Below are 21778 nucleotides of genomic sequence, written 5' to 3'. Positions count from 1 at the left end.
GTCCTCCTTAATCTACATTGCTGAAATAACGTTCGCGTACACCGCGAAGTTCAACACCAACAAAGATACATGTAAGGCCCCCAAAGAGACCTACACCACCAAGTGCAACTAAAGTTACTAATGATAATACAGGAAATGCTGTAATATTTTCAAATGGTTGCCATGAGCTACCTAGTAAATAAAGGATAGCCGGTGTAATAATAAATATTAAAACACCTACAATATATGATAACGCACTACCAATAGATAGTAATGTTTTGGATGCTTTTTTAGCCATACCAGGTAACTGCGGTAATAAACGCTCTTTGTAATCTTCAAATCTTGCATAGATAGCTTCCATATTAACAGATTTACTTTTACTACCATCTTGAGTCAAAGTCTCTGTAATGATACCTGCATCTACATAAGATGCATAGATTTCTTCTGGAGTCCCTAATGCTTTAATAATTTCACTATCTGAAAGACCTCTTTCATACCCTACTGCAAAGTGTTCTTCATAAACCTCTATAATACTTTCAACATCAGCAACATGTGCCTTTTTGAAGATATTACGTAGTGCTTCTAAAAAGCTATTCTTATTCATTATAGTCGACTCCTTTCAACAGGATATTTACAACGCCAGAAAACTCATTCCATTCTCGACGCATCTGATTGTATGCTGCACGCCCATCATCTGTAATATGATAGTATTTTCGAGATGGTCCAGAAGAGGACTCCTTCAAATACGTTTCAACATACTTTTCTTTTTTTAATCTATTAAATAATGGATATATAGTTCCTTCTGAAATTTCAATATATTCTGAAATAGTACTAACAATTTCATATCCATAGCGATCGCTTTGTGTTAATAATGCTAGTACAAGCATGTCCATAACACCTTTTTTTAATTGGACTTGCATAGTTCCTCCCTTTTGACGCCATCAGGCTTGTTCTCGTGAACACCCAATTCTAGTCAATCAAAATCATTTACGGTCACTATCATGTACTGACATATACATAATAACATAAGGTACCTTGAATTGCAAGGTACCTTGCAAAAAAATAAATTAGTTTTCTATTATAAAAGAGTAATTATAATTAATTACTCTTTTCATATATGTACTTTATTGCCCACTTTGATCGGCACTTGGTTGAATATTAGGTGCTTGAGTTGCTCCATTAGCAGGTTGTTGAGCTGGTTGAGCTGGTTGAGCTGCTTGTTCTGATGCTGGTACAGAACCTGTTGCAGGCATTTGACCTTGTGGTTGAGTTGGTGTATTAGGCATATTATTCATTTCGTGATCATAGTCTCTATGGTCTTTATGATCTTTTTGATCTTTATGGTCCTTATAATCCTTTTGATCCTTATGATCTTTATTATCCTTAGAATCTTTTATCTTCTTATGATCTTTATCGTTATTAAACTGTTTATCCTTTTGTTGATCTAGGCCATCATGTTTTGATGTATGCTTAAATTGCTGCGCATTATCTTGTTTCCATGCAGTATAGCTTGGTAAATCATTCATAACAAAAGAAGTTGCGCCCCCTACTGTGCAAATAGCTGCTAAAATCGCTGTAATTATAATCCGTTTCATAGTATCTCCTTAGTTCATTCTATCCAATATTTTAATGTATCAAATTAACGCTTACATACATTATTAAGCTCACTGCCAGCATAGATGCATGTCAAGCCACCAAATAAACCTAAACCCGCAATTCCTGCTAGAGTAACAATCGACACAGCAGGAAGTGGTGTAACATTTGCCAACGGTTGCCATGAACCACTTAACAAAAATAAAATTGCTGGTGTCACGATAAATAGTAATACCCCAACAATATAGGTAAGAGCACTAGCTACTGTTAATAATGTATGAGATGCCTTTTTGGCCACCCCTGGTAACTGTGGTAACAAAAGAGCTTTATACTCTTCAAGTCGTTTATATATTGCTTGCATGTTAACTGTTCTTTTAGTACCTTCTTGTCCGATTTCATCAGTGATGATACCTGCCTCTACATAGGATGTATAAATTTCTTTTGGAGTACCTAATGATTTAATGATTTGTTCATCATCAAGACCTTTCTCATACCCTACAGCAAAATGTTCTTCGTATACATCAATGATACTTTCTACATCTAAAACATTTGCTTTTTTAAAAATAATACGTAATGTGTTCAAAAATTCTTGTTTATTCATTTTAGTCTACCCCTTTCAAGAGCATATCAACAACGCCAGAAAATCCATCCCATTCTTGTCGCATCTGATTATAAGCGACTGTACCATTTGGTGTTATTTTATAATATTTTCGCGATGGTCCGGTTTGTGATTCTAGTAAATATGTTTCTACATATTTTTCTTTTTTTAATCTGTTAAAAAGTGGATAAATAGTACCTTCCGAAAGTTCTATATATTCGGAGATTTTACTGACTATTTCGTACCCATAGCGATCATTTTGTGTTAGTAACGCTAATACTAGCATGTCCATAACACCTTTTTTTAATTGAACTTGCATAGTTCCTCCTTTTAGGCTGTGCTTGCCTGCCAACTTAAAAGCTCTCTTACTGTCACTATCTTGTACTGACAAATACATAATAACATAAGGTACCTCGGTTTGCAAGGTACCTTGTAAAAAATATTTACTTTTTCTATTTTTTTAGATAGAAAATCACCCTAAAGGCAGATAAACACTATGTTTATTTAACCAAAAAAATTTTTGAAATTTATATGGTAATGATCTAAAATGAAGAAAATCAAAAAAAATCCTCATCAAAGATGAGGATTTTCTATTTATTTTGAAGATGCTTGTCCTAATTTAATCTGTGCGCTCTTCATTTTACCATTATGGGTATAAGATACTAAAATTGTATCTCCAGGGCTCTTAGCATCGATTTGTTCTTTTAATTGAAGTAATGTAGTAATATCCTTACCATCAATTTGAGCGATTGTATCACCTTCTACTAACCCTGCTTTAGACGCAGGACCATTAGGATCTAATTGTACGATAAGAAGGCCATCCCCTTCATAACTTACATTATTGCGTGCTGCCGTTTGACGATCTACAGCCCATACACCGATATATGGGCGAACAACCTTACCATTTTTAATAATAGAGTCTACAACTGTCATAGCTGAATTGATTGGAATGGCAAAACCCATACCTTCAACGCCTTCTTTAGAAATCTTAGAGCTATTGATACCGATTAACTCACCATCTGCATTAATGAGAGCACCACCAGAATTACCAGGATTAATAGCTGCATCAGTTTGAATCAATGGGAATCGTTGACCTTGATCATCAATAGTACGCGCCAAAGCACTAATTACACCAGATGTAACAGAACCTTTAAATTCTAGACCTAAAGGATTGCCAATTGCGATAGCAGGTTCCCCTACTTGTAAAGAGTCAGAGTCACCAATTTTAATTGGTTTAATATCCTTTGGAGGATCGATTTTAACAACAGCCAAATCTGTTTGGGCATCTGTACCGATAACTGTACCTGTTACGGTGGAACCATTAGACAAAGATACTGTCACCTCTCCATTTTTAGCACCCGATACAACATGGTTATTAGTTATAATATGTCCATCATTATCAATAAGTACACCAGATCCTACTCCTTCTCCAGCATAGATAGTACGATTAAAAATATCCTTTTGGAAAACTTGCGTAGTAATACCTACTACAGCTGGGCCAGATTCTTTAGCAGCTTGAACCACGTACGTATTACGTGTATCTGTAATTGGCTTTGTCTGTTTCGTTTGTTCTCTCACAGTAGCTTGATGTGTAACAGGATTACCAAAGAAATAGTATCCTCCACCTATGCCAATTCCAAGTGCGAGCACACAGGCAATAATTGATTTCTTATGTTTTGAAAAATTCATTAATCTCTCCTTATATTATTTCTTATTAATCTCTTCGAGCAATATTCATCATTATCTCGAATACTAATCGGAATAAAATAAACATGTTAACAACAATGTAATATCATGTTATATCTACTTTCATCACAATCAATTTTATAAAATCAATTGTGATAAAACTATTATAGTACTCATTCTTTTACAATGCAAGATAACAATATATTAAAACAATAAAAATATAATGACTAAATAATAAATACAAAACTATAGAAAAACATAAAGGGCATTCACTAGCCGTCGCTAGGAATGCCCTTTATGCATATAGTTTGAGAGTGTAAGGACTGTTGAGAGAGAGTATATGTGATCTAGATAAGTTTGAGAGAGAACTTATTAAGAGAGAGAAGTTTAGTTATTTCTTATCTAGAATCAATTGTCAGCCTTACCTAGATAAGTATACACGGAATATCTAAACTATCAAAGGAAGTATATAAACATTTTTTAAACCTTTGATTATATCTATATAATAACTCTCTACAAACACATATTTTATCAACAGCCAACAGATACGTGAATTAAAAATGAAACCATTTTTCAGTCATTAAACAAATTTATAACCAACGCCCCATACCGTAATAATATGCTTACTATCGGATGGATTATCTTCAATTTCTTCACGCAAACGATTGATGTGTACCGCTACAGTAGCATAGTCACCATAGGAGTCAAGCCCCCATACGCGAGAATATAATTCTTCTTTACTAAATACGATATCACGGTTGCGCATCAAGAATTCTAACAATTGGAATTCTTTCTTTTTAAGATGAACTTCTTTTTCGTTCACCCAAACTTTCATCATCTTAGGATCAAGGCGAATTTCACCGGATTGAATAGCATTAGTTTCCATTGCATCGCGCTCTGTTAAGCGTTTATATTGCGCCAACATAGCTTTGATTTTTGCAATCAACACAGATGGAGAGAATGGTTTTTCGATATAGTCATCAGCACCTACGCCGAGGCCACGGATTTTATCGATATCATCGAGACGAGCTGTTACCATAACAATTGGTACACGAACCTTGTCACGAATTTGGCGGCAAACTTCAAAACCATCCATTTCTGGCAACATAACATCAAGGATGATAAGGTCTACAGGAGTATTTAAGGCAGCCTCAATACCCTCAGTACCATTAGTCATAATAGTTACATCATAACCTGCCACCATCAAATAATCACGCTCAATATTGGCGATATCCAAATCGTCTTCAATAATTAAGATATGTTCACTCATGATTCTTCTCCTTGTTTAGGAAATTCTAATATAATACGTAGACCATGTGGTCTTACATTTTCAATCACAACTCGGCCTTCAAAGATTTCCATAATTCGACGAATAATCGACAATCCAAGACCACTACCTTCTTGTGGATTCGTACGAGATGAATCTACACGGTAGAATGGACGCATTAGACGTTCTAGAGATTCTGGTGGTACCCCTGGGCCATCATCACTGATAACACAGTATACAAAATCATCATCACTAGTTACATCAATAACACAATGACCAACATCGGCCATTTTATACTTAGCACTATTGTTCAACACATTTTGTAAAACCCGCTGTAACAATTGTGGGTTTGCATTAATGAAAGCATTTTCCGCTGCTATACGGAATTTAATTTCTAGACCTCTTGTTTGATAAGGAGCCAAATGATCTTCTACAAAATCACGTACATATTGACCAAGTTCAATTCGTTCAGATGGACGCGACTCTTTTTTATAATTCAAAGTTGTAATGAGGAATAACTCCTCTAACATCGAATCTAAATCATTAGCTCGTTTTAAAATAATTCCCATGTAGCGTTTTTGTTGTTCTTCTGTTGGTGCAATACCATCACGAACACCTTCTGCATACGCTTTAATAGCTGTTAACGGCGTTCGAATATCATGGGATATCCCTGCTAGTAACTCTTTTTGTTGCTCCTGCTCCATTTCAATCTGACGATTAGCCATTTCTAAGGATTTTGTCATATTCTTAACATGAATCATGATAAAGCGTGTAACAAATCGGTTAATAGCAAAGAATGTAACAATAAAGAGTAATATAGCCACTACAATAATATAGAAGGAAACTGATTCCATTAAGCTATCACTACCATGAGTAGCGCGCTTTATAGCAATATGATATACGTAAGCATGACGCCCATCGTATTTCCGCATTTCATATACGAACGTATTATTGGACTGATATACAATACCTTGTAATTCAGGGTTTACATCAATAAGACCAACAATAGCAGAAGCGCTATAGATTTGAGGATTACCATAGCTGTACACCATATTACCTTGATCTAGTACCTCTACATATACTTCCTTCGGATCGAGTAGACTATAGCTAGGCTTTACTAAGGTATCTATTAAGTTGTTTTCTAAACCATAAAAGGTAATTGTTTCAGTGATTCGACTGACACTTTTAAACTGTTGTTCCTGCTCAATACGCAAATAGTAACCGGCATTAGCCAATATGCGCAGACCTGTAAAGTATAGCAAAAATAAGATAATTGCTATCAAAATAGGCACTACAAAGAGCACAACATTGGATATCCAAATCCGTATTTGTAAATTCACAGGGTTACCTCAATATCATAAATAGTAGATACTTCTTATAGTTTACGCTATTTTTAATACTTAAAGCAAGTAAAAAGAGTAAAAAAATGATTTAACCTTCATATTTTCTTCATTGTCAGTTTATAATTACTAGATATTACATAAGGTCTATATGCCTTTTATTACCTACTATTTTTCAGTTTTTAATATAACTTACACGCATCCGGGTAATCTATAGATATATACTACAAGTAATTTTTAGTACATCAAAGCTAGTGACAAATATCTATCAATACAATAGCCTCTATATTTTTTATAAAAACTCTAAATATAAATACTAAGTCTATAAAAATAATTTTTTACATCATAATATGATCATCATAATAAATGCACTATTCACATACATAATCTAATTGGGGTTATAGGACAAAAAGTGTTGCTATTTCAGTCCCAAAGATTGGTAAATAGGCGATCATAATTATGCAAATCACTCCAAACAATAGCATCACCCCAAGTTGGAATAGAGGCTTCTAACCTAGATTGTTCATGTATGGTATGATATATATCAGAAATACTCTTGTTGGTCGGCATAACCTTAAGTATTTCTGCATTAGAAAGCGGGTTCGGTGAGTGCATATAGCACCACCAGAACACCGCTTTTATTCGTCTTTCAATAGACATTCCTCTATGATTACGTAACATAGCGCGTAACTGAGCATTTACGCCACCTTCTATACGATTATTAGTAGCTGGACAGGTACATGTTAACGATGTACCTAAGTAAGTAAACAAACATCTTTTATTGATTAATTTAACTAAGGAATTTTCTGCTTTTATAAGTCGTTCGTGTTTAGGTCGTATCGTACCATTTTCATCAACGGTCATTTCTGATAGAAATACTCTATGTCGTACTTTCCATGACATAACGTTTTGTACCCACTTCACGGCATGATCTTGCGTGTGTATCGTTAATAAATCCCTTGCAATTCCATATAATTCACAGCCAGCAATCGTTTTAGGACGTATTGTTGTATAGCGTTTTACTTGTTGAAATGCGTGAAATAAGCATCTTTGTAGTTTGGCTTTCGGCCAAACTTTTTTTAATGCCTTTTGAAAGCCGGTACCACCATCGGATACAACTACTGTAGGTGGTGAAATACGTCGTAATAAAGCCTCCCAAGCCTTAGAATGTTCATATCTACAAACATACCATCCTAAGACATGCGTCTCATTACAACAGATTAAAATGCAAGCATTTCTAGCTAAATAAATACCATCAACAAATGCTACGCTACTTGATGATTCAACTTTTGGTGGTAACGGCCAAAGCTCCCAAAACTGTGATGTTTTTCTCCGAAATGAACGTCCATCACCAGCCATATCTAACTGTGTGTGTTTACCAAATAACCAATCCAAAAACATCTGTAAATTATTGTTAGTTTTATTCACTTTATTTGTGAATGAGCAAGAACATTGATTACAATACCAACGTTGAGAACCCGCATTTGTTTTACCATTTTTCTTACAAACGAAACCACAACTTGGGCATCTGACTAGTTTCATAATTATACTCCTTCTAAAAAATATATCTTTCTAGAAAGATAAAACCTTATTTGAGTCAGTAAAATCAAGGGGGTTCAGACTTTTTAGCAACACTTTTTGTCCTATATGTAAAAGTTACTCAAAAAGATAAAATGCCGATAGAGCCAGTATTTAACTAGCTCCATCGGCATTAACAGCAACACTTTTTGTCCTATAACCCTCTAATTGCCTTATTTTGGCATAAAAAAAGAGGATTCCTAAGGAATCCTCTTTTACTTTTTAGATTAACGACGGTTAGCTTCAAAGAAGTTAATAGCAACTTCTGGGAACATAGCGTATGTTAATACGTCTTCTTCAGTGATGCCAGTGTAACCTTTGGAGTTCAAGTCTTCAGTGTAACCTGCCAATTCAGGTTCGATAAGATCTGCTGGACGGCAAGTAATAGGTTCTTCATCGCCGATGATAGTGTGACGAATTTCGTCAGAAATTTTACCAGGCAACGCACCATATTTACCGCGTACAAGGTCTTTAACTTCGTTAGGAACCATTTTGTAACGGTCGCCCATCATAACGTTCATCATAGCCATTGTACCAACGATTTGGGATGTTGGAGTTACCAATGGAGGATAACCCAAGTCTTCACGAACGCGTGGCATTTCATCCATAACGTCGAAGAAGCGATCGCCCATACCCATTTCGTTCAATTGGTTTTGAGTATTGGACAACATACCGCCAGGAATTTGGTAACGACGAACAGCTGGGATTACATCGCTAGCTGGTTTCAAGTTGAATTCTTCAGCGATTTGTTGTTTTACTTTACGGAAGTGGTCAACTAATGGAATGTATTTATCAAGGTCAAGACCAAGATCCCATTCAGTACCTTTGAACATTTCGATCATAGTTTCAGTAGCTGGTTGGCTAGTTGCATGAGCGAATGGAGAGATAGCAGTATCGATGATATCTACGCCAGCTTTAGCAGCTTCCCAGTATGTAGTGCTTGCAAGACCGCAAGTGAAATGGCTGTGCAAGTCGATTGGCAAATCGCCAAAACGTTTTTTGAATGTGGAAACTAAATCGAATGCATCAGCAGGTCCTAACAAACCGGACATATCTTTAATGCAAAGGGAATCAGTACCCATTTCAACCAAAGTTTCAGCTACTTTCAAGAAGCTTTCAGTTGTATGAACTGGAGAAATAGTGTATACCATAGCGGATTGAACGTGTGCGCCTGCTTTTTTGGAGTACTTAATAGCAGCTTCCATGTTACGAGGGTCGTTCAATGCGTCAAAAATACGGATACGGTCGATACCATTTTTTACAGCAGCTTTACAGAATGCTTCTACTACATCATCAGAGTAATGCTTGTAGCCCAACAAGTTTTGACCACGAAGTAACATTTGTAGTGGTGTATTTTTTACATTAGCTTTTAATTTGCGAAGGCGTTCCCATGGATCTTCATTCAAGAAACGAAGACAGCTATCATAAGTAGCGCCGCCCCAACATTCAAGAGCTTCATAACCAATTTCATCTAAAAGGCCAAGCACTGGTTCCATTTGTTCATAACGCATGCGTGTTGCCAAAATAGATTGATGACCGTCACGAAGAACGGTTTCGCAGATTCTTAATTTTTTAGCCATGTTAATCCTCCAAATCGAAATAGTTTTGTGTATGTAATTTTATACATCCACCACACAACTATCTCATACCTATTTTTTTACGATTTTTATAGCACTTGCTCACACAAGCAAATACTCTACAAATCGTTAAGACATACTTATATTAGACTACTTATAGAATTCTTTGTCAACAACCACATTATGCAATTTTCTCATAATTTCATGTATTCTTTTATGATTTTTTCGTGATGAAACTCACAATAAAGTGCTAAAAAGCTAGAGTTTAACGTGTATTTTTAATCAAACGCTCTTCTTATTAATTGCTCTTTTTAATGAGAAATAGAAATTTATATCGTAATAATTTTTAGTTATTATTTATCAGCCTTCAAAGTATATCGGTATTTATAAATCTAGTAATTCGATAATCATCGGTACACTTATAACCTCATCAATTTTATTGATAAGATCCCCGAATTCTTATGTTTTATAAATATACAAAAGAACCTACCTTTTATAGGTAGGTTCTTTGACTAAATGTTCTTTATCATATTATTTTTCAGGTTTTACCTTTTTAGGCGCCGTTTCAAGAACGATATTCTTACCATCTCGTTTTACTTGAATAGAGAAAGCACCTTCACCTTCTTTAAAGTATTCCATCTTAATGTCGAGCAACATTTTACCAATTAATGTTTCTACCTTATCTGTAAGGAATTCACGATAAAATGCATCTTCCTTCTGTTTGGGACTTTGATGTACTACAGGTTTCTTTGCAGAACGTTCCATATCTAGCATAGTATCTTCAAAATTTTCAGTATCTTTAAAGTTTTTCATCATATCCGCATCAGATAAACCTTTTTGAATTTTAAACTTTGCCATATTTATCTCCTATCAATTCGAAAATCGCCTTTTTCACTCGTACTGAGTCAATACCAGACATACAATATTGATCAGGCTTAGGACAACGTCGTTTACGACAACCTAAGCAATCTAACTCATCATTAACAAGAACCTTAAAGTTTCCCGTTAGTGGCCCCCATAACTTAGAATCCGTAGGGCCAAATAATGCCACTACTGGTTTATTTAAAGCCAATGCAATATGTAATGATCCTGTATCAGCAGTCACTACTACATCGCTATTTTCAATTAAAGCCCCTACCTCTTGAAGTGTAGTTTTCCCCAGCATATTTAGCATAATTTTATCAAGGCCATCAGCTGTTAAGGAATCCATCAATGGTTTGTATTGAGTAGCCTCCTTTGGACCACCTAAACAAACAAAATTAGCTCTATACTGAAGGGATTTAATAAGAGAATACCATTTCTCTTGAGGCCACTCTTTCGTCGCCCAAGACGTGCCTAACACAAGACCTACGCGTAGTGGCTTTTCTACTCCGCTACGCTCCAAAGATGTGTCATAACTAATTGATTTCCACTGTTCTTCTGCCCAAACATGCAAATCAGATGGCACAAAAAAGTCCATATGGTATAGCTTTTTACCAGTTACCCCATTTGCTATACAAGGTTTTACATCATCCTCAGAAACAGCACTGGATACATTTAGGTCACTATGCTCTGTAACGGCAGTATTCAGTAATTCTGCTACCTCTATATATCGCTTGATAACATGATCCGTACTCGGCTTTGCTTTGTAGTTTGTAAACAGCCAATTTAGTTCTTTTGTACCACCAAGGCCAAGGCGAATAGGTGCACCTGATGCTAATAAAACGAGCCCTGTTATGAGTCGCCCTTGTACATCGACAGCCACATCAAATTTATAGGGTTTCAACTTGTCTCTAAGTTCCCACCACATGCGCCACATCGTTGGAATATGTAGTTTTTTAGAATGTGCTTCGTATTCATCCCGTTCCCACGGAATGATTTCATCTACATAAGGATTTCCCTTTAAAAGTTCTACCATGCTAGGTGTTACAATCCAATGGAGCTTTGACTCTGGATAGTGTTCTTTAATCCAGCGTGCTGCAGGTGTAGCATGTAGTATATCGCCTATGTAGCTGAGTCGTACAAATAATATATTCATAGATATCCTTATAGTACAAACGAGTATAGGAATAAAGCCTTTATAATGAATCATTATAAAGGCTTTTTCTTAAGATTTCTTTTTACTGTCACTACTGGAAGATTTAGAAGATGTATCATCTTCTGTTACCTTCGTAGTTTCATCACTACCATTCTTGATAATGTCTTTTACATCAGACAATGTCAATTCATTGAATGTAGTAGGATGATTGTATTTATAAACTGGTTTGAAGCCTACACCGAGTTTACCTGTGTAAACAGTTAAGGCATTGTTATCCTCATCAACACGAGCAATATAGATAGTTTTATCCATATCCACACCGATTAAACGGAAACGCCCTGGTGGATTAATTACACGCCAGCCACCTTCGATACCATTAAACATGAAAATATCGCCGGTCTTAACATTATCATAGAAGAATCGATCTTCATCATAGAATACGCCAATATGTCCAATATCAGTAGCTTGCATATAGACACGACGCGTATCATAGTTTGCATCGGTACGATAAATACGATATGCGTTTTCTTGAACTTTTACCTTCATATAAACAACATTCGTCGCTTCGGAGTAAGCAGCATCTACAATTTTACTATTACGAGGCAAATCTTCAAGTTTTGTATCTACTTCATGTTCAGGATCGTCCGCATTTAGACGGGCCATAACAACCTCTCTAGAGTCATACAGCCCCATGATAGCATAGTTACGGTCAGGCATCCAGCTGAAGTAACTAATAGAACGGCCCTTCAAATCAATCGTTGTAGGCTTACTTTCATTAGCCTTGTAGATTTTCAAAGAGTTTTCTGTAACAACCGCCATAAATTGACGGTCATAAGATACATATTTAGTACCTTCCTTTACATCTGGGAAGTTCTTAGTATCATCTTTTGATGCACCAGCAACATTAAAATCTGTAGTTGGTGCAAACATATATTGGTCAAGGTATAGGTACACCCCACCTTGCAGAAGAATACCTACCGCAAAGGCGCTCAGTACACGCGTAAAAGGTTTCATATGTCCTCCTATTTCACGATAAACGCCGTTGGGATCATGCGTTCCCCTAATAAATCGGCTGGTTTGTTCACTACTTTACCGTTAAGGTACAACGTAGAACTAGAACCACCATCTAAATTCGCTGCAATGTAGCAACCTTTTTCATATAAAATATCTTGTACATCACGCAATGTAGCACCAAGAGAATAACCTGGTTGACGACCATCAATTACAAGGAACAGTACTGTACCATCTTTCTTTTGACCGATTGCAGTACGTGGGCCTACGCCCCAGCCACCATCACCTTCTGTAATCATCTTCTTACCATCGACGATAAGAGGCGGTCCAAAGGTAATACCTTCCATGGCTTTCATATCTCCAAGTTGAGTTTTATCATAGTTACCAGCGATAAGGTTACCAGATTTAGAGAAGCCTACAAAATCAACGGCTTCATCAGGTCCTACATCTTTACCGATAATATATTCACCATCATGCAAGATAAAACCATAAGGTAAACGACCGGTACCAGTACCGTTTGGATCATGGAAGCCCCCGCCATTAATAGCGGCTACAGCATTATTCATCTTCGCAATATTACTCGTAGTATCGCCTTTTTCTTGAATATTAGCAGCGGTACCTACTTGAATACGACGAGGATCCGGAATTTCAAGAATATAACCTACATAACGAGCAGACTGGATTTTTTCAAGATTTAAAGACTTGTCTTCACGAGCATTAAACTTGAATAAATCTTGGCTTTTAACAACCCCAACAGTCCCCAAAATAGATTGCAGTTCATCTTCATTGAACAGCCACGTAATGTAATGAGGATGACGAGATTGTAAGATAGCACCGATAACGGCGCGTTTTACATTATTAAATGGTCCAAAGAGCACCACGAATGGTGAGGTCACAACGGTAAATAGGAACACCATGATGATGAACTTTACCCAATTCTTTTTGAACAATGTATTTCTCCTTATAAATCAGTGAAATGCTCGGTACTAATGCGTTCTTCAAAATGTTTAATATCAACAGCATTACCAACCCAAACACGCAAAATGTTATATGGATTATCACCTGTATGAGCCCAGCCAGATTTCATGGCCATGCTCATTTTAATGCCTGCTTTCTTAGTAGCTGCATCGGTGAATTCATTTTTATCTCCATAAGGGTAGCAGAACCAAGGATTATCCTTGATACCTACTTCTTTTGCAAGAGCTTCTTGAGCCTTCGTAATATTTTCTATTTGCTTAGCTTCAGACAATTGTCCCATTTCGATATGTTGGAACCCATGATTAGAAATGGTGATGCCATTCTGATGCATTTCACGAATTTGGTCCCAAGTCAACCGAGTGCCTACATCGCCAGGATTGATAAACACGGTAGCGGCAAAACCATATTCTTTCATGAGTGGATATACGATAGAATACGTATCAGCATAGCCGTCATCAAAGGTTAAGACAACAGGTTTTTCAGGCACTGCTGCACCATTTACAACATAATCATATAGTTGTTCCATCGTTAATGGATTATAGCCATTATCTTTGAGGAACTTCATTTGTTCTCTGAATAAATCCTCACGAATAACCGCATCATTATCTTTATCGTCGCCAATTTTATGATACATAAGAACAGGAATACCTGATGGATGTACCATCTTAACCTCTTTTACTGGTGGCGCTGAACTAGTAGGCTCTGTTTTTTGTGAAAGTAATCCACACCCTGTCACAAGCATTGTCAAGGCCACAACTAATAGTGTTACCAATGGAATCCGTTTCATAGGTCCTCCTCTATTAGAACACAATTATATACAGTATATTATAGCATTTCTATGAAGATTAGTAAAAATTAACGTATTAGTACCTCGTCAGTCACTTCTCTAGGTCTAGGATACATAGCTTCATCTGGAATTTTTATGCCAATGATTACCTGTACATCTAGTACTATCTAAATCTATTCTATCCATTTCTACAAAAGAATAGTATTTAAACTATTATTACCATATTGTAATACTATCAATAATGCTTTAATATTCTAATTATATACTATATAGCGTAAACTATACTATTTAAATACACAGAGGATTTACCATGAAAAAACGTCTTACTCTCATACAAATGGATGTCCACGTAAACGACGTAGAATATAACTACAATCGCGTTCAAGAATTACTCACTCAATCACTTACAGAAAACCCTGATATTATTGTTTTACCTGAAACTTGGAATACAGGCTTTCACCCATCGGATGATTTAATTACAATTGCCGACAGAAATGGGGAAAGAACAAAATCATTACTCACCGCCTTTGCAAAGGAGCACAAGGTGAATATCGTAGGCGGCTCTGTTGCTGTGGCAAAAGATGATTTGATATTCAATACATCCTATGCTTACAACCGTGAAGGTAAGCTCGTAGGTGAATATTCCAAAATGCACGGCTTTAGCCCCGCTAAAGAAGACAAATACTTTGCTAGCGGTACTCATACGTCCCATTTTAAACTTGATGGAATCCCTTGTAGTACAGTCATCTGTTACGACATTCGTTTTCCTGAGTTAGTGAGAATGGCTGCATTACCAGGTACTGAATTGCTATTCGTACCTGCTCAATGGCCTACGATGCGTCTACGTCACTGGCAAGTACTCAATGAAGTACGGGCTATAGAAAACCAACTCTTTGTGTGTGCCGTAAACGGCTGTGGTACAGTAGGCCGTGTTCAAAGCACGGGCCACTCCGCAGTATATGATCCATGGGGTACCAACCTACTCGAGATGGATACGACCGAAGGCATTGCTTCCGTAGACATCGACCTTACCGTTGTGGAAGACATTCGCAATAAAATCAATATCTTTAGAGATCGTAAACCTGAACTGTACAACTTATAACATAAAATGACATCATAAAGGCACATTGTGTTGAACCACCTCCATTTATCATGGAGGGTATTCATTTAACAATGTGCCTTTGTTTTAGATTTATTCAGTATTTAAAATTCTATGAGTTTCCACATTTCCTCTGGAACTTGTTCTAACGGTTTATTTTTTGCCATAGCTTCTTTTAGGATATCAATGGTATCTTGTACTTCTTGCTTATCCTTTGTATCTGGATCGTGAAGAACGACACGGTCCAAGGAGTCTGGTCCAAATTGTTTTAAGTATTCTTTTTCTACTTGATTAAGTTCACGACGTAAGTATTTCATGGTATATCCTTTATTTGTAAATATCTTTTCGGTGCCCCACTTCTAAGGCTAAAATAACACATCTACCGTCATTAATATCAGCTATCACTCTATAATTACCAATGCGATAACGCCAAAGCCCGGTCTTATTACCTGTCAATGATTTTCCTGAGTACCTAGGGTTCTCAACATTATCTACATTCTTTATGAGCCAATTAAAAAGATAACGTTGCGTTGATTTATCTAATTTAGAAAATTGCTTGTCAAACCGTTTAGAAAACTCAAGTTTATAAGCCATATTTTGCACGCATTTCCGCTACAGAATAGGTAACTGGATCTTGCTCGTATTCTGCTAATGCTTTTTGACCTACCTTAAGATCAAATTCATCTTCAATCTTTTCTAGTAAAGCCTTCTTAAAGAGGGTAGAAAGTGTTTCATCCATAAACTCAGCATAGGTTTTAAATAACTCTTCTTCTTGTTCATTTAGACGGACTGAAATATTTGCCATATAAAGCACCTCCTTATGTAATACATTGTATTACATAAGGAGGTCCTAGTCCATATCTTAAAAATACGCCAGCATTATTTTAATAAAATTTTATATTTTAGGAGTCAGAGAATAAAAATGATTTATGAGTACATAATACTATATATTTCATTACTCAGATTAGGTATACAAAAAAGACACACCACCCTTCTCTCGTCTCTCAGCGGCATGCCTTTTTATGTATATAGTTACTCTCGAACTATATCGTATGTCAGTCTGGCTAAACTCTCTCACAGTCCCTTTAACGACACGCCAGTATGTCACCTATAATATACAATTATAAACTGATTTTGTCAATATTTTATAAATAATTTATCAATATAATGATTATTAATATATTTACAAGAGTTACTGTTAGCCACAAAAAGCTAAATAATCCTTAGTTAAAATATCTCTTGGATTAGAAAATATTTGCTCTGTAGTGCCCCACTCTACCACTCGGCCATCATTCATAAAGACAGTGTAGTCTGCAATACGTCTAGCTTGTTGTAAATTGTGAGTAACAATGACAATCGTTTGTTTTGCTTTTAACTCTGTTAGCAAGGCCTCAATATGCAAGCTATTTTTTATATCTAAAGCAGAGCATGGTTCATCAAAGAGTATTACGCGAGGATCTACGGTCAAGCTTCGTGCAATACACAGGCGCTGTTGTTGACCACCAGATAAAGAACTTGCCAAACGCTTTACATCACCATTAATTTCGCTATATAATCCAGCCTGCTCTAAACATTGTATCGCTTTAGCCTTTCTGTCTGTAGAGGATAACTCTTTATAATAATTTAGAGCAAATAACATATTGTCTTCAATGGTACCAGGAAATACGGTCGGGTGTTGTCCGATGAGACCGATTTGGCGACGTAACATTTGCGGATTTATTGAGTCTACAGATAGACCATCATAAATGATTTGTCCATTAGTAACTTTTTTTGGTGCCTGCAAACTACCGTTAAGCGAAGCGAGCAATGTACTTTTACCACAACCAGACGGGCCAATGACTGCAGTAATTGCACATTCTGTAATAGGCAAGGTTATGTGTTGCAAAATAGGATGCTCACCAATGGACACCTCTATATTTTTAATATCTAATATTGTGCTCATCAAGACCGCCCTCCTATCCAGCGACAAATGATATTAATGCAAAGTAATATAACCATCAACACGAAGGCTGTAGCATAGGCTAAATCTACGGAATAACCTTCGTTGACTAAAATGTACAAATGGTATGGCAAGGCCATAAATGGATCCGTTATATTCGGTATGGACCGCGTATATAATACGGCGCCAGTGTACATAATCGGTGCGGTGGCTCCCATCGCATAGGCCGCCCCAAGGGCTATAGCGCTCAATCCGTCGCGCATGGCACTAGGTATGACCATATGCATCCATATATAACTTGGTGAAAGCCCCATATTGAGAGCTGCCTCATACGTTTCACGAGGAAACTCGTGGAATACTTTCACAAGGCGCAACGTAATAAAAGGTATAACCATTACCGTTAACGTAATCGACGCAGATAATAAGCTTTTATCGATACCTAAATATAAAATCAGCACACTATAGCCGAATAAGCCAATCAAAACAGATGGCAATCCGGACATACAGCGTAGAGTGAATAAAAAGCATTCTGATTTCCATCTGGAAATATTGCCATATACCATGTAAAGAGCACAAGGAATACTTACAATAGCCGCCATAGAAGCCGTTAATAAGCCCTCGAGAATACTGCCGATTATGGCAGGGAATATGCCTCCTTCTACACCGAGAGGCATGCCCGCTGGATAGAGCCAGAGGAAATCAACAGTTATTAACGGTCCACCATGATACACAATATAGGCGCAAGCAGCGATGAGTATTGCCATAACTAGGACTAGACTGCCATAAGCCCAAGTAGCTAATGCAAGATTAGATAACTTCATGATGACCGTCCTTTCTAGTTTTCCAAGAATACATATAGACTAGAACATTAGTCAGTATCAAAATCATTAACAATACTAACGCTGCTACATATAAACCGCTATAATGCAAACTGTTGTACTCTACACTACCCATTTCAAGGGCAATAAGAGATGGAATCGGCTCAGCCTTACCTAATAAGCTAGGCAAGATAGGCGCATTACCGACAACCATCATAACGGCCATGGTCTCGCCCATAGCACGGGAGAAGGCTAAAACAGAACTAAGAATGATTGAACCTTTAGCACTAGGTAATACTATCGCTTTCATAGTATGCCACGGCGATATGCCAAGGCCCAAAGCCGTTTCTTCATAGCGCAGACGATAGGTTTCGATAGATTCTGTACAGTGAGTCACAATATAAGGCAAAATCATAAAGGCTAATACGAGACTAGCCGATAAAATAGACTCACCAGTAGACAAAGAAAACATGGATTGAACGGCTGGAACCACTACGGCAAGACCGATAAAACCAACAATAACAGATGGTATACCGGCAATCATATCGATAGTAGATAAACAGAATTGGCGAATACGTGGCGATACGCCTAGACTCAGGCCTATAGAAGTACCAATCCCTAAGGGCAACGCCCATAGCAAAGATAACAGCGACACATAAATGCTAGCCGAAATAATATAGGAAAGACCTAATACAGGGCTTTGCGCCATAGGCTTCCAGACTGTACCGGTTATAATATCCATCCAAGACATATGTATTAAAGCAGGCCACGCCTCTATCGCCATATAGAGGACAAGCCCTATATATAAGGCGAGAACAGACACCGCCATAATCGGTACTATGCCAGATGTAAAACGATCTGATAAATGCATAGACTCTCCTTTCATAAGAAAAAAGCAAGGCCGCAGCCTTGCTTTTATTCTATCTGATTAGTTTACAGGAACAAAGCCCATTTTATGAATAACTTTACGGCCTTCTTCAGACTTCAAGTATTTTGTGAAAGCGTCTGCTACGCCACCCATATTACCTTTACCTACGATGAGAAGTGGACGTTGAATTATGTAAGAACCATCAGTAATCGTTTCATCTGTTGGTGCTACACCATTAACTTTGAAAGCAACGATTTGGCCTTTGTTTTGAATCAACATGCCATAAGATGCATAACCAATAGCATATGGGTTTTCTTTAACTTTAGTTACAAGAGCACCCATGGATGGAGCTTGAATAGCGTCTTTAGTTACCTCTACAGAACCCATGATTTTTTGTTGGAATACTTCATGAGCACCGCCACCAAGGTCACGTGTTACTACGATAATTTCTTGGTTAGGCAAGGATGGATCTACTTGATTCCAAGTCTTATACTCGCCAGAGAAGATTTTAATAATTTCTTCTTTACTGAGATTATCTTTTACTGCGTATAAAGGGTTTTCAGGATTTACGGCAATTGTCAACGCATCAATACCTACTTTGATTTCGTTGTAATCTTTAATTTTTGCTTTTTCGCTGTCTTTTACTTCCCGTGCAACTAAACCGAAGTCCGCAGTACCATCGATAACGGCTTTAATGCCAGTGCCAGAACCACCAGAAGATACATAAATAGTAATATCTTTATCTGGCAAGGAGCTATCTGCATGATTCCAAGTTTTATTTTTCTCTGTGAAATCTGTAGCGATTTTAGAAATAACTGGTGCCAACGTGGAGGAACCATTATAAGTCAATTGAGTAGATTGAGAACTTTGATTAGAACCACAACCTACAGTAATAAGCATGGCTGCACCAACACAAGCAGCGAGGATAGCACGTTTAGTAAAACCTTTCATATACAATCTCCTTAAAATAACAATAACTAAGAGCTATTTAACATCCGTATAATTATACCAAATTCTAAATCATCATTACAACAAATTTCAGCACCTATAGAATGTAGTATTTCTACCACATGTTACTATATCCTAATCCTGCTATATACATATAAATAACATTTTTTTGTAAAATAATCATATATCAATTAATTTTATAATTCTAACGCTTAATTTAGTACCATTAATCATTTACATAAATCGTCTAAAAATGGTAGTATTAGCAGTGCACTAGAATTTGGTTATTATGAAAGAAAGGTAATTACTATGTTTTCATTTCTACAACCAAAAGAGGCAAAACCATCGGTTCCACAGAATATGATTATGAATCTATATTACAAATATAGATTTCAATCTCTAGCCGGTATATTTATTGGTTACGCTGCGTACTATATCGTTCGTAACAACTTTGCCTTATCAACTCATTTTTTATCAGATATCTTACACATGAGCAAAACGGAAATCGGTTTGCTATCTAGTGGTATGCTTATCGCCTACGGTCTAAGTAAAGGCTTCATGAGTAGTCTTGCTGACAAAGCAAGTCCTGCAAAATTTATGGCTTTCGGTCTTATTTGCTGTGCAATCATCAATATTTTTATGAGCTTTGCCGATAGCCTCGCTTTCTTCTTAGTATTAGTAGTTCTTAATGGTTTCTTCCAAGGCTTTGGTGTAGGCCCATCCTTCATCACACTCGCTAAATGGTATCCAAAACAAGAACGTGGTCGCTTTGGAGCAATTTGGAATATCTCCCATAATCTTGGTGGCGGTATCGTAGCACCAATCGTAGCTGCTGCGTTATACTTCACCACTACTGATCACTGGCAATTAGGTAGCTATGGTATTCCTGCAATTATTGCGATTGTAGTAGCTGTTATTATTGGCTTCTTGATTAAAGAAAGTCCAGAACGAGAAGGCTTACCACCAACTAGTGAAATCATTGCCGATACATCTCATAAAGCACATAGAAGTGCAGAAGCACCTCACCTAAGCACAAGACAAATTTTTGTACAATATGTATTAAAAAATAAAAATGCTTGGTATGTGTCTCTAGTTGATACATTCGTTTACATGATTCGTTTCGGTATGCTTACATGGTTGCCTATTTACTTATTACAAGTGAAAGGCTTCTCTAAAGCAGAAATGTCTATCGCATTCTTATTCTTTGAATGGGCAGCCATTCCTTCAACAATTTTTGCAGGTTATATTTCCGATAAATTCTTTAAAGGTTATCGTATGCCACCAGCAATCATTGCAGTAAGTATTATCTTCTTCTGTATCTTTGGCTATTGGCAAAGTGAATCCCTCTTGTGGGTTACATTCTTTGCTGCTGTCGTAGGTTGCCTAATCTACATTCCTCAATTCTTAGCATCTGTACAAACTATGGATATTGTACCGCCATTCGCTGTAGGCTCTGCCGTTGGTCTTCGTGGCTTCATGAGTTACATCGTAGGTGCCAACCTTGGTACAACTCTATTTGGTGTTTTGGCAGACAAATTTGGTTGGAATGCAGGTTTCTACCTCTTATTAGTAGCATGTGTTCTTTGCATTACATTCTGTGTACTTGCACACTTCGGCGCAAAAGAATTAGATGCTAAAGAAGCAGAACTTGAACAATTACAACCAGCTGAAGCAAACAGCTAACAACTAAATTCT

24 protein-coding genes are annotated in these 21778 nt (G+C 36.9%); 2 read left to right on the top strand and 22 right to left on the bottom strand.

Translation table 11 applies throughout. The features are described 5' to 3' along the window. Positions 1-7: 7 nt before the first annotated feature. The 15 genes from VCHSUH04_RS03125 to VCHSUH04_RS03055 all read right to left on the bottom strand — a co-directional run bounded on the left by VCHSUH04_RS03125 (position 8) and on the right by VCHSUH04_RS03055 (position 14411). Positions 8-583, bottom strand: coding sequence for a DUF1700 domain-containing protein (locus tag VCHSUH04_RS03125; protein ID WP_105085309.1), 576 nt, complete (start codon positions 581-583; stop codon positions 8-10). After that, complete coding sequence (locus VCHSUH04_RS03120) at positions 576-899, bottom strand: PadR family transcriptional regulator (RefSeq protein WP_105085308.1); 324 nt, start codon at positions 897-899, stop codon at positions 576-578. Before VCHSUH04_RS03120 ends, VCHSUH04_RS03125 begins: the two co-directional genes overlap by 8 nt. 204 nt (positions 900-1103) lie before the next feature. Continuing rightward, entirely contained in the window at positions 1104-1574 is a 471-nt protein-coding gene (locus VCHSUH04_RS03115; RefSeq protein WP_105085307.1) for a hypothetical protein, read from the bottom strand. 44 nt (positions 1575-1618) lie between these two features. After that, the gene (locus VCHSUH04_RS03110; RefSeq protein ID WP_105085306.1) at positions 1619-2173 is read right to left on the bottom strand and encodes a DUF1700 domain-containing protein; all 555 of its coding nucleotides are present in this window, start codon (positions 2171-2173) and stop codon (positions 1619-1621) included. Position 2174: 1 nt separating this feature from the next. Beyond that, the gene (locus tag VCHSUH04_RS03105) at positions 2175-2489 is read right to left on the bottom strand and encodes a PadR family transcriptional regulator (protein ID WP_105085305.1); all 315 of its coding nucleotides are present in this window, start codon (positions 2487-2489) and stop codon (positions 2175-2177) included. Positions 2490-2764: 275 nt separating this feature from the next. Next, the gene (locus VCHSUH04_RS03100; protein ID WP_105085304.1) at positions 2765-3859 is read right to left on the bottom strand and encodes a S1C family serine protease; all 1095 of its coding nucleotides are present in this window, start codon (positions 3857-3859) and stop codon (positions 2765-2767) included. A 577-nt stretch (positions 3860-4436) separates the two neighbouring features. Then, positions 4437-5126 carry a response regulator transcription factor gene (locus VCHSUH04_RS03095; RefSeq protein WP_005387927.1) on the bottom strand — a complete coding sequence of 230 codons (690 nt, stop codon included), beginning with the start codon at positions 5124-5126 and terminating at the stop codon, positions 4437-4439. Continuing rightward, a complete protein-coding gene (locus tag VCHSUH04_RS03090) occupies positions 5123-6463 on the bottom strand; it encodes a sensor histidine kinase KdpD (protein ID WP_105085303.1) in 1341 nt (446 codons plus the stop codon). The genes VCHSUH04_RS03095 and VCHSUH04_RS03090 overlap by 4 nt, the downstream gene beginning before the upstream one ends. Positions 6464-6886: 423 nt before the next feature. Beyond that, positions 6887-8005: an IS1249 family transposase gene (locus tag VCHSUH04_RS03085; protein ID WP_105085302.1), complete on the bottom strand. Its 1119-nt coding sequence runs from the start codon at positions 8003-8005 to the stop codon at positions 6887-6889. 263 nt (positions 8006-8268) lie between these two features. Beyond that, positions 8269-9621 carry a pyruvate carboxylase subunit B gene (locus VCHSUH04_RS03080; RefSeq protein ID WP_105083499.1) on the bottom strand — a complete coding sequence of 451 codons (1353 nt, stop codon included), beginning with the start codon at positions 9619-9621 and terminating at the stop codon, positions 8269-8271. A gap of 528 nt (positions 9622-10149) precedes the next feature. After that, entirely contained in the window at positions 10150-10476 is a 327-nt protein-coding gene (locus VCHSUH04_RS03075) for a hypothetical protein (RefSeq protein WP_105085301.1), read from the bottom strand. Continuing rightward, complete coding sequence (locus VCHSUH04_RS03070; protein WP_105085300.1) at positions 10463-11635, bottom strand: glycosyltransferase family 9 protein; 1173 nt, start codon at positions 11633-11635, stop codon at positions 10463-10465. The genes VCHSUH04_RS03075 and VCHSUH04_RS03070 overlap by 14 nt, the downstream gene beginning before the upstream one ends. 69 nt (positions 11636-11704) lie before the next feature. Continuing rightward, on the bottom strand, positions 11705-12649 hold the full coding sequence (locus VCHSUH04_RS03065; RefSeq protein ID WP_105085299.1) for a hypothetical protein: 945 nt from the start codon (positions 12647-12649) through the stop codon (positions 11705-11707). An 8-nt stretch (positions 12650-12657) separates the two neighbouring features. Next, complete coding sequence (locus VCHSUH04_RS03060; protein WP_105085298.1) at positions 12658-13596, bottom strand: phosphodiester glycosidase family protein; 939 nt, start codon at positions 13594-13596, stop codon at positions 12658-12660. An 11-nt stretch (positions 13597-13607) separates the two neighbouring features. Continuing rightward, entirely contained in the window at positions 13608-14411 is an 804-nt protein-coding gene (locus tag VCHSUH04_RS03055; protein WP_105085297.1) for a polysaccharide deacetylase family protein, read from the bottom strand. A gap of 310 nt (positions 14412-14721) precedes the next feature. Here VCHSUH04_RS03055 and VCHSUH04_RS03045 point away from each other — a divergent pair, with 310 nt between their 5' ends. Then, positions 14722-15513 (top strand): carbon-nitrogen family hydrolase, encoded by a 792-nt coding sequence (locus tag VCHSUH04_RS03045; RefSeq protein ID WP_105085296.1) that lies wholly within the window; start codon positions 14722-14724, stop codon positions 15511-15513. A gap of 101 nt (positions 15514-15614) precedes the next feature. Here VCHSUH04_RS03045 and VCHSUH04_RS03040 read toward each other — a convergent pair whose 3' ends face one another. From VCHSUH04_RS03040 to VCHSUH04_RS03010, 7 genes are all read right to left on the bottom strand, one after another. After that, positions 15615-15827 (bottom strand): hypothetical protein, encoded by a 213-nt coding sequence (locus tag VCHSUH04_RS03040; RefSeq protein ID WP_105085295.1) that lies wholly within the window; start codon positions 15825-15827, stop codon positions 15615-15617. Positions 15828-15837: 10 nt separating this feature from the next. Continuing rightward, on the bottom strand, positions 15838-16104 hold the full coding sequence (locus tag VCHSUH04_RS03035; RefSeq protein ID WP_105085294.1) for a type II toxin-antitoxin system RelE/ParE family toxin: 267 nt from the start codon (positions 16102-16104) through the stop codon (positions 15838-15840). Beyond that, positions 16094-16315 (bottom strand): type II toxin-antitoxin system RelB family antitoxin, encoded by a 222-nt coding sequence (gene relB, locus VCHSUH04_RS03030; RefSeq protein WP_009352129.1) that lies wholly within the window; start codon positions 16313-16315, stop codon positions 16094-16096. Before relB ends, VCHSUH04_RS03035 begins: the two co-directional genes overlap by 11 nt. A gap of 393 nt (positions 16316-16708) precedes the next feature. Further along, positions 16709-17452, bottom strand: coding sequence for a phosphate ABC transporter ATP-binding protein (locus VCHSUH04_RS03025; protein ID WP_105085293.1), 744 nt, complete (start codon positions 17450-17452; stop codon positions 16709-16711). Next, the gene (locus VCHSUH04_RS03020; RefSeq protein WP_105085292.1) at positions 17452-18270 is read right to left on the bottom strand and encodes a PstA family ABC transporter permease; all 819 of its coding nucleotides are present in this window, start codon (positions 18268-18270) and stop codon (positions 17452-17454) included. The genes VCHSUH04_RS03025 and VCHSUH04_RS03020 overlap by 1 nt, the downstream gene beginning before the upstream one ends. Next, positions 18257-19138: a phosphate ABC transporter permease subunit PstC gene (gene pstC, locus VCHSUH04_RS03015; protein WP_157939973.1), complete on the bottom strand. Its 882-nt coding sequence runs from the start codon at positions 19136-19138 to the stop codon at positions 18257-18259. Before pstC ends, VCHSUH04_RS03020 begins: the two co-directional genes overlap by 14 nt. Positions 19139-19195: 57 nt before the next feature. After that, positions 19196-20086 (bottom strand): phosphate ABC transporter substrate-binding protein, encoded by an 891-nt coding sequence (locus VCHSUH04_RS03010; protein WP_105085290.1) that lies wholly within the window; start codon positions 20084-20086, stop codon positions 19196-19198. 306 nt (positions 20087-20392) lie between these two features. On the opposite strand from VCHSUH04_RS03010, the gene VCHSUH04_RS03005 reads away from it, so the two are divergent. After that, positions 20393-21766 (top strand): MFS transporter, encoded by a 1374-nt coding sequence (locus VCHSUH04_RS03005; protein WP_105085289.1) that lies wholly within the window; start codon positions 20393-20395, stop codon positions 21764-21766. The last annotated feature ends 12 nt before the right edge of the window (positions 21767-21778 follow it).

Source organism: Veillonella sp. T14073-2 (assembly GCF_002959875.1).
Classification (GTDB): Bacteria; Bacillota; Negativicutes; order Veillonellales; family Veillonellaceae; genus Veillonella; species Veillonella infantium.
This window is presented reverse-complemented; position numbering and strand designations above follow the sequence as displayed.

Excerpts from the sequence above, each read along its gene's own strand:
- VCHSUH04_RS03125 (WP_105085309.1), bottom strand. The coding sequence starts at position 583 with ATGAATAAGAATAGCTTTTTAGAAGCACTACGTAATATCTTCAAAAAG.
- VCHSUH04_RS03120 (WP_105085308.1), bottom strand. The coding sequence starts at position 899 with ATGCAAGTCCAATTAAAAAAAGGTGTTATGGACATGCTTGTACTAGCA.
- VCHSUH04_RS03115 (WP_105085307.1), bottom strand. The coding sequence starts at position 1,574 with ATGAAACGGATTATAATTACAGCGATTTTAGCAGCTATTTGCACAGTA.
- VCHSUH04_RS03110 (WP_105085306.1), bottom strand. The coding sequence starts at position 2,173 with ATGAATAAACAAGAATTTTTGAACACATTACGTATTATTTTTAAAAAA.
- VCHSUH04_RS03105 (WP_105085305.1), bottom strand. The coding sequence starts at position 2,489 with ATGCAAGTTCAATTAAAAAAAGGTGTTATGGACATGCTAGTATTAGCG.
- VCHSUH04_RS03100 (WP_105085304.1), bottom strand. The coding sequence starts at position 3,859 with ATGAATTTTTCAAAACATAAGAAATCAATTATTGCCTGTGTGCTCGCA.
- VCHSUH04_RS03095 (WP_005387927.1), bottom strand. The coding sequence starts at position 5,126 with ATGAGTGAACATATCTTAATTATTGAAGACGATTTGGATATCGCCAAT.
- VCHSUH04_RS03085 (WP_105085302.1), bottom strand. The coding sequence starts at position 8,005 with ATGAAACTAGTCAGATGCCCAAGTTGTGGTTTCGTTTGTAAGAAAAAT.
- VCHSUH04_RS03080 (WP_105083499.1), bottom strand. The coding sequence starts at position 9,621 with ATGGCTAAAAAATTAAGAATCTGCGAAACCGTTCTTCGTGACGGTCAT.
- VCHSUH04_RS03075 (WP_105085301.1), bottom strand. The coding sequence starts at position 10,476 with ATGGCAAAGTTTAAAATTCAAAAAGGTTTATCTGATGCGGATATGATG.
- VCHSUH04_RS03070 (WP_105085300.1), bottom strand. The coding sequence starts at position 11,635 with ATGAATATATTATTTGTACGACTCAGCTACATAGGCGATATACTACAT.
- VCHSUH04_RS03065 (WP_105085299.1), bottom strand. The coding sequence starts at position 12,649 with ATGAAACCTTTTACGCGTGTACTGAGCGCCTTTGCGGTAGGTATTCTT.
- VCHSUH04_RS03055 (WP_105085297.1), bottom strand. The coding sequence starts at position 14,411 with ATGAAACGGATTCCATTGGTAACACTATTAGTTGTGGCCTTGACAATG.
- VCHSUH04_RS03045 (WP_105085296.1), top strand. The coding sequence starts at position 14,722 with ATGAAAAAACGTCTTACTCTCATACAAATGGATGTCCACGTAAACGAC.
- VCHSUH04_RS03040 (WP_105085295.1), bottom strand. The coding sequence starts at position 15,827 with ATGAAATACTTACGTCGTGAACTTAATCAAGTAGAAAAAGAATACTTA.
- VCHSUH04_RS03035 (WP_105085294.1), bottom strand. The coding sequence starts at position 16,104 with ATGGCTTATAAACTTGAGTTTTCTAAACGGTTTGACAAGCAATTTTCT.
- relB (WP_009352129.1), bottom strand. The coding sequence starts at position 16,315 with ATGGCAAATATTTCAGTCCGTCTAAATGAACAAGAAGAAGAGTTATTT.
- VCHSUH04_RS03025 (WP_105085293.1), bottom strand. The coding sequence starts at position 17,452 with ATGAGCACAATATTAGATATTAAAAATATAGAGGTGTCCATTGGTGAG.
- VCHSUH04_RS03020 (WP_105085292.1), bottom strand. The coding sequence starts at position 18,270 with ATGAAGTTATCTAATCTTGCATTAGCTACTTGGGCTTATGGCAGTCTA.
- pstC (WP_157939973.1), bottom strand. The coding sequence starts at position 19,138 with ATGCATTTATCAGATCGTTTTACATCTGGCATAGTACCGATTATGGCG.
- VCHSUH04_RS03010 (WP_105085290.1), bottom strand. The coding sequence starts at position 20,086 with ATGAAAGGTTTTACTAAACGTGCTATCCTCGCTGCTTGTGTTGGTGCA.
- VCHSUH04_RS03005 (WP_105085289.1), top strand. The coding sequence starts at position 20,393 with ATGTTTTCATTTCTACAACCAAAAGAGGCAAAACCATCGGTTCCACAG.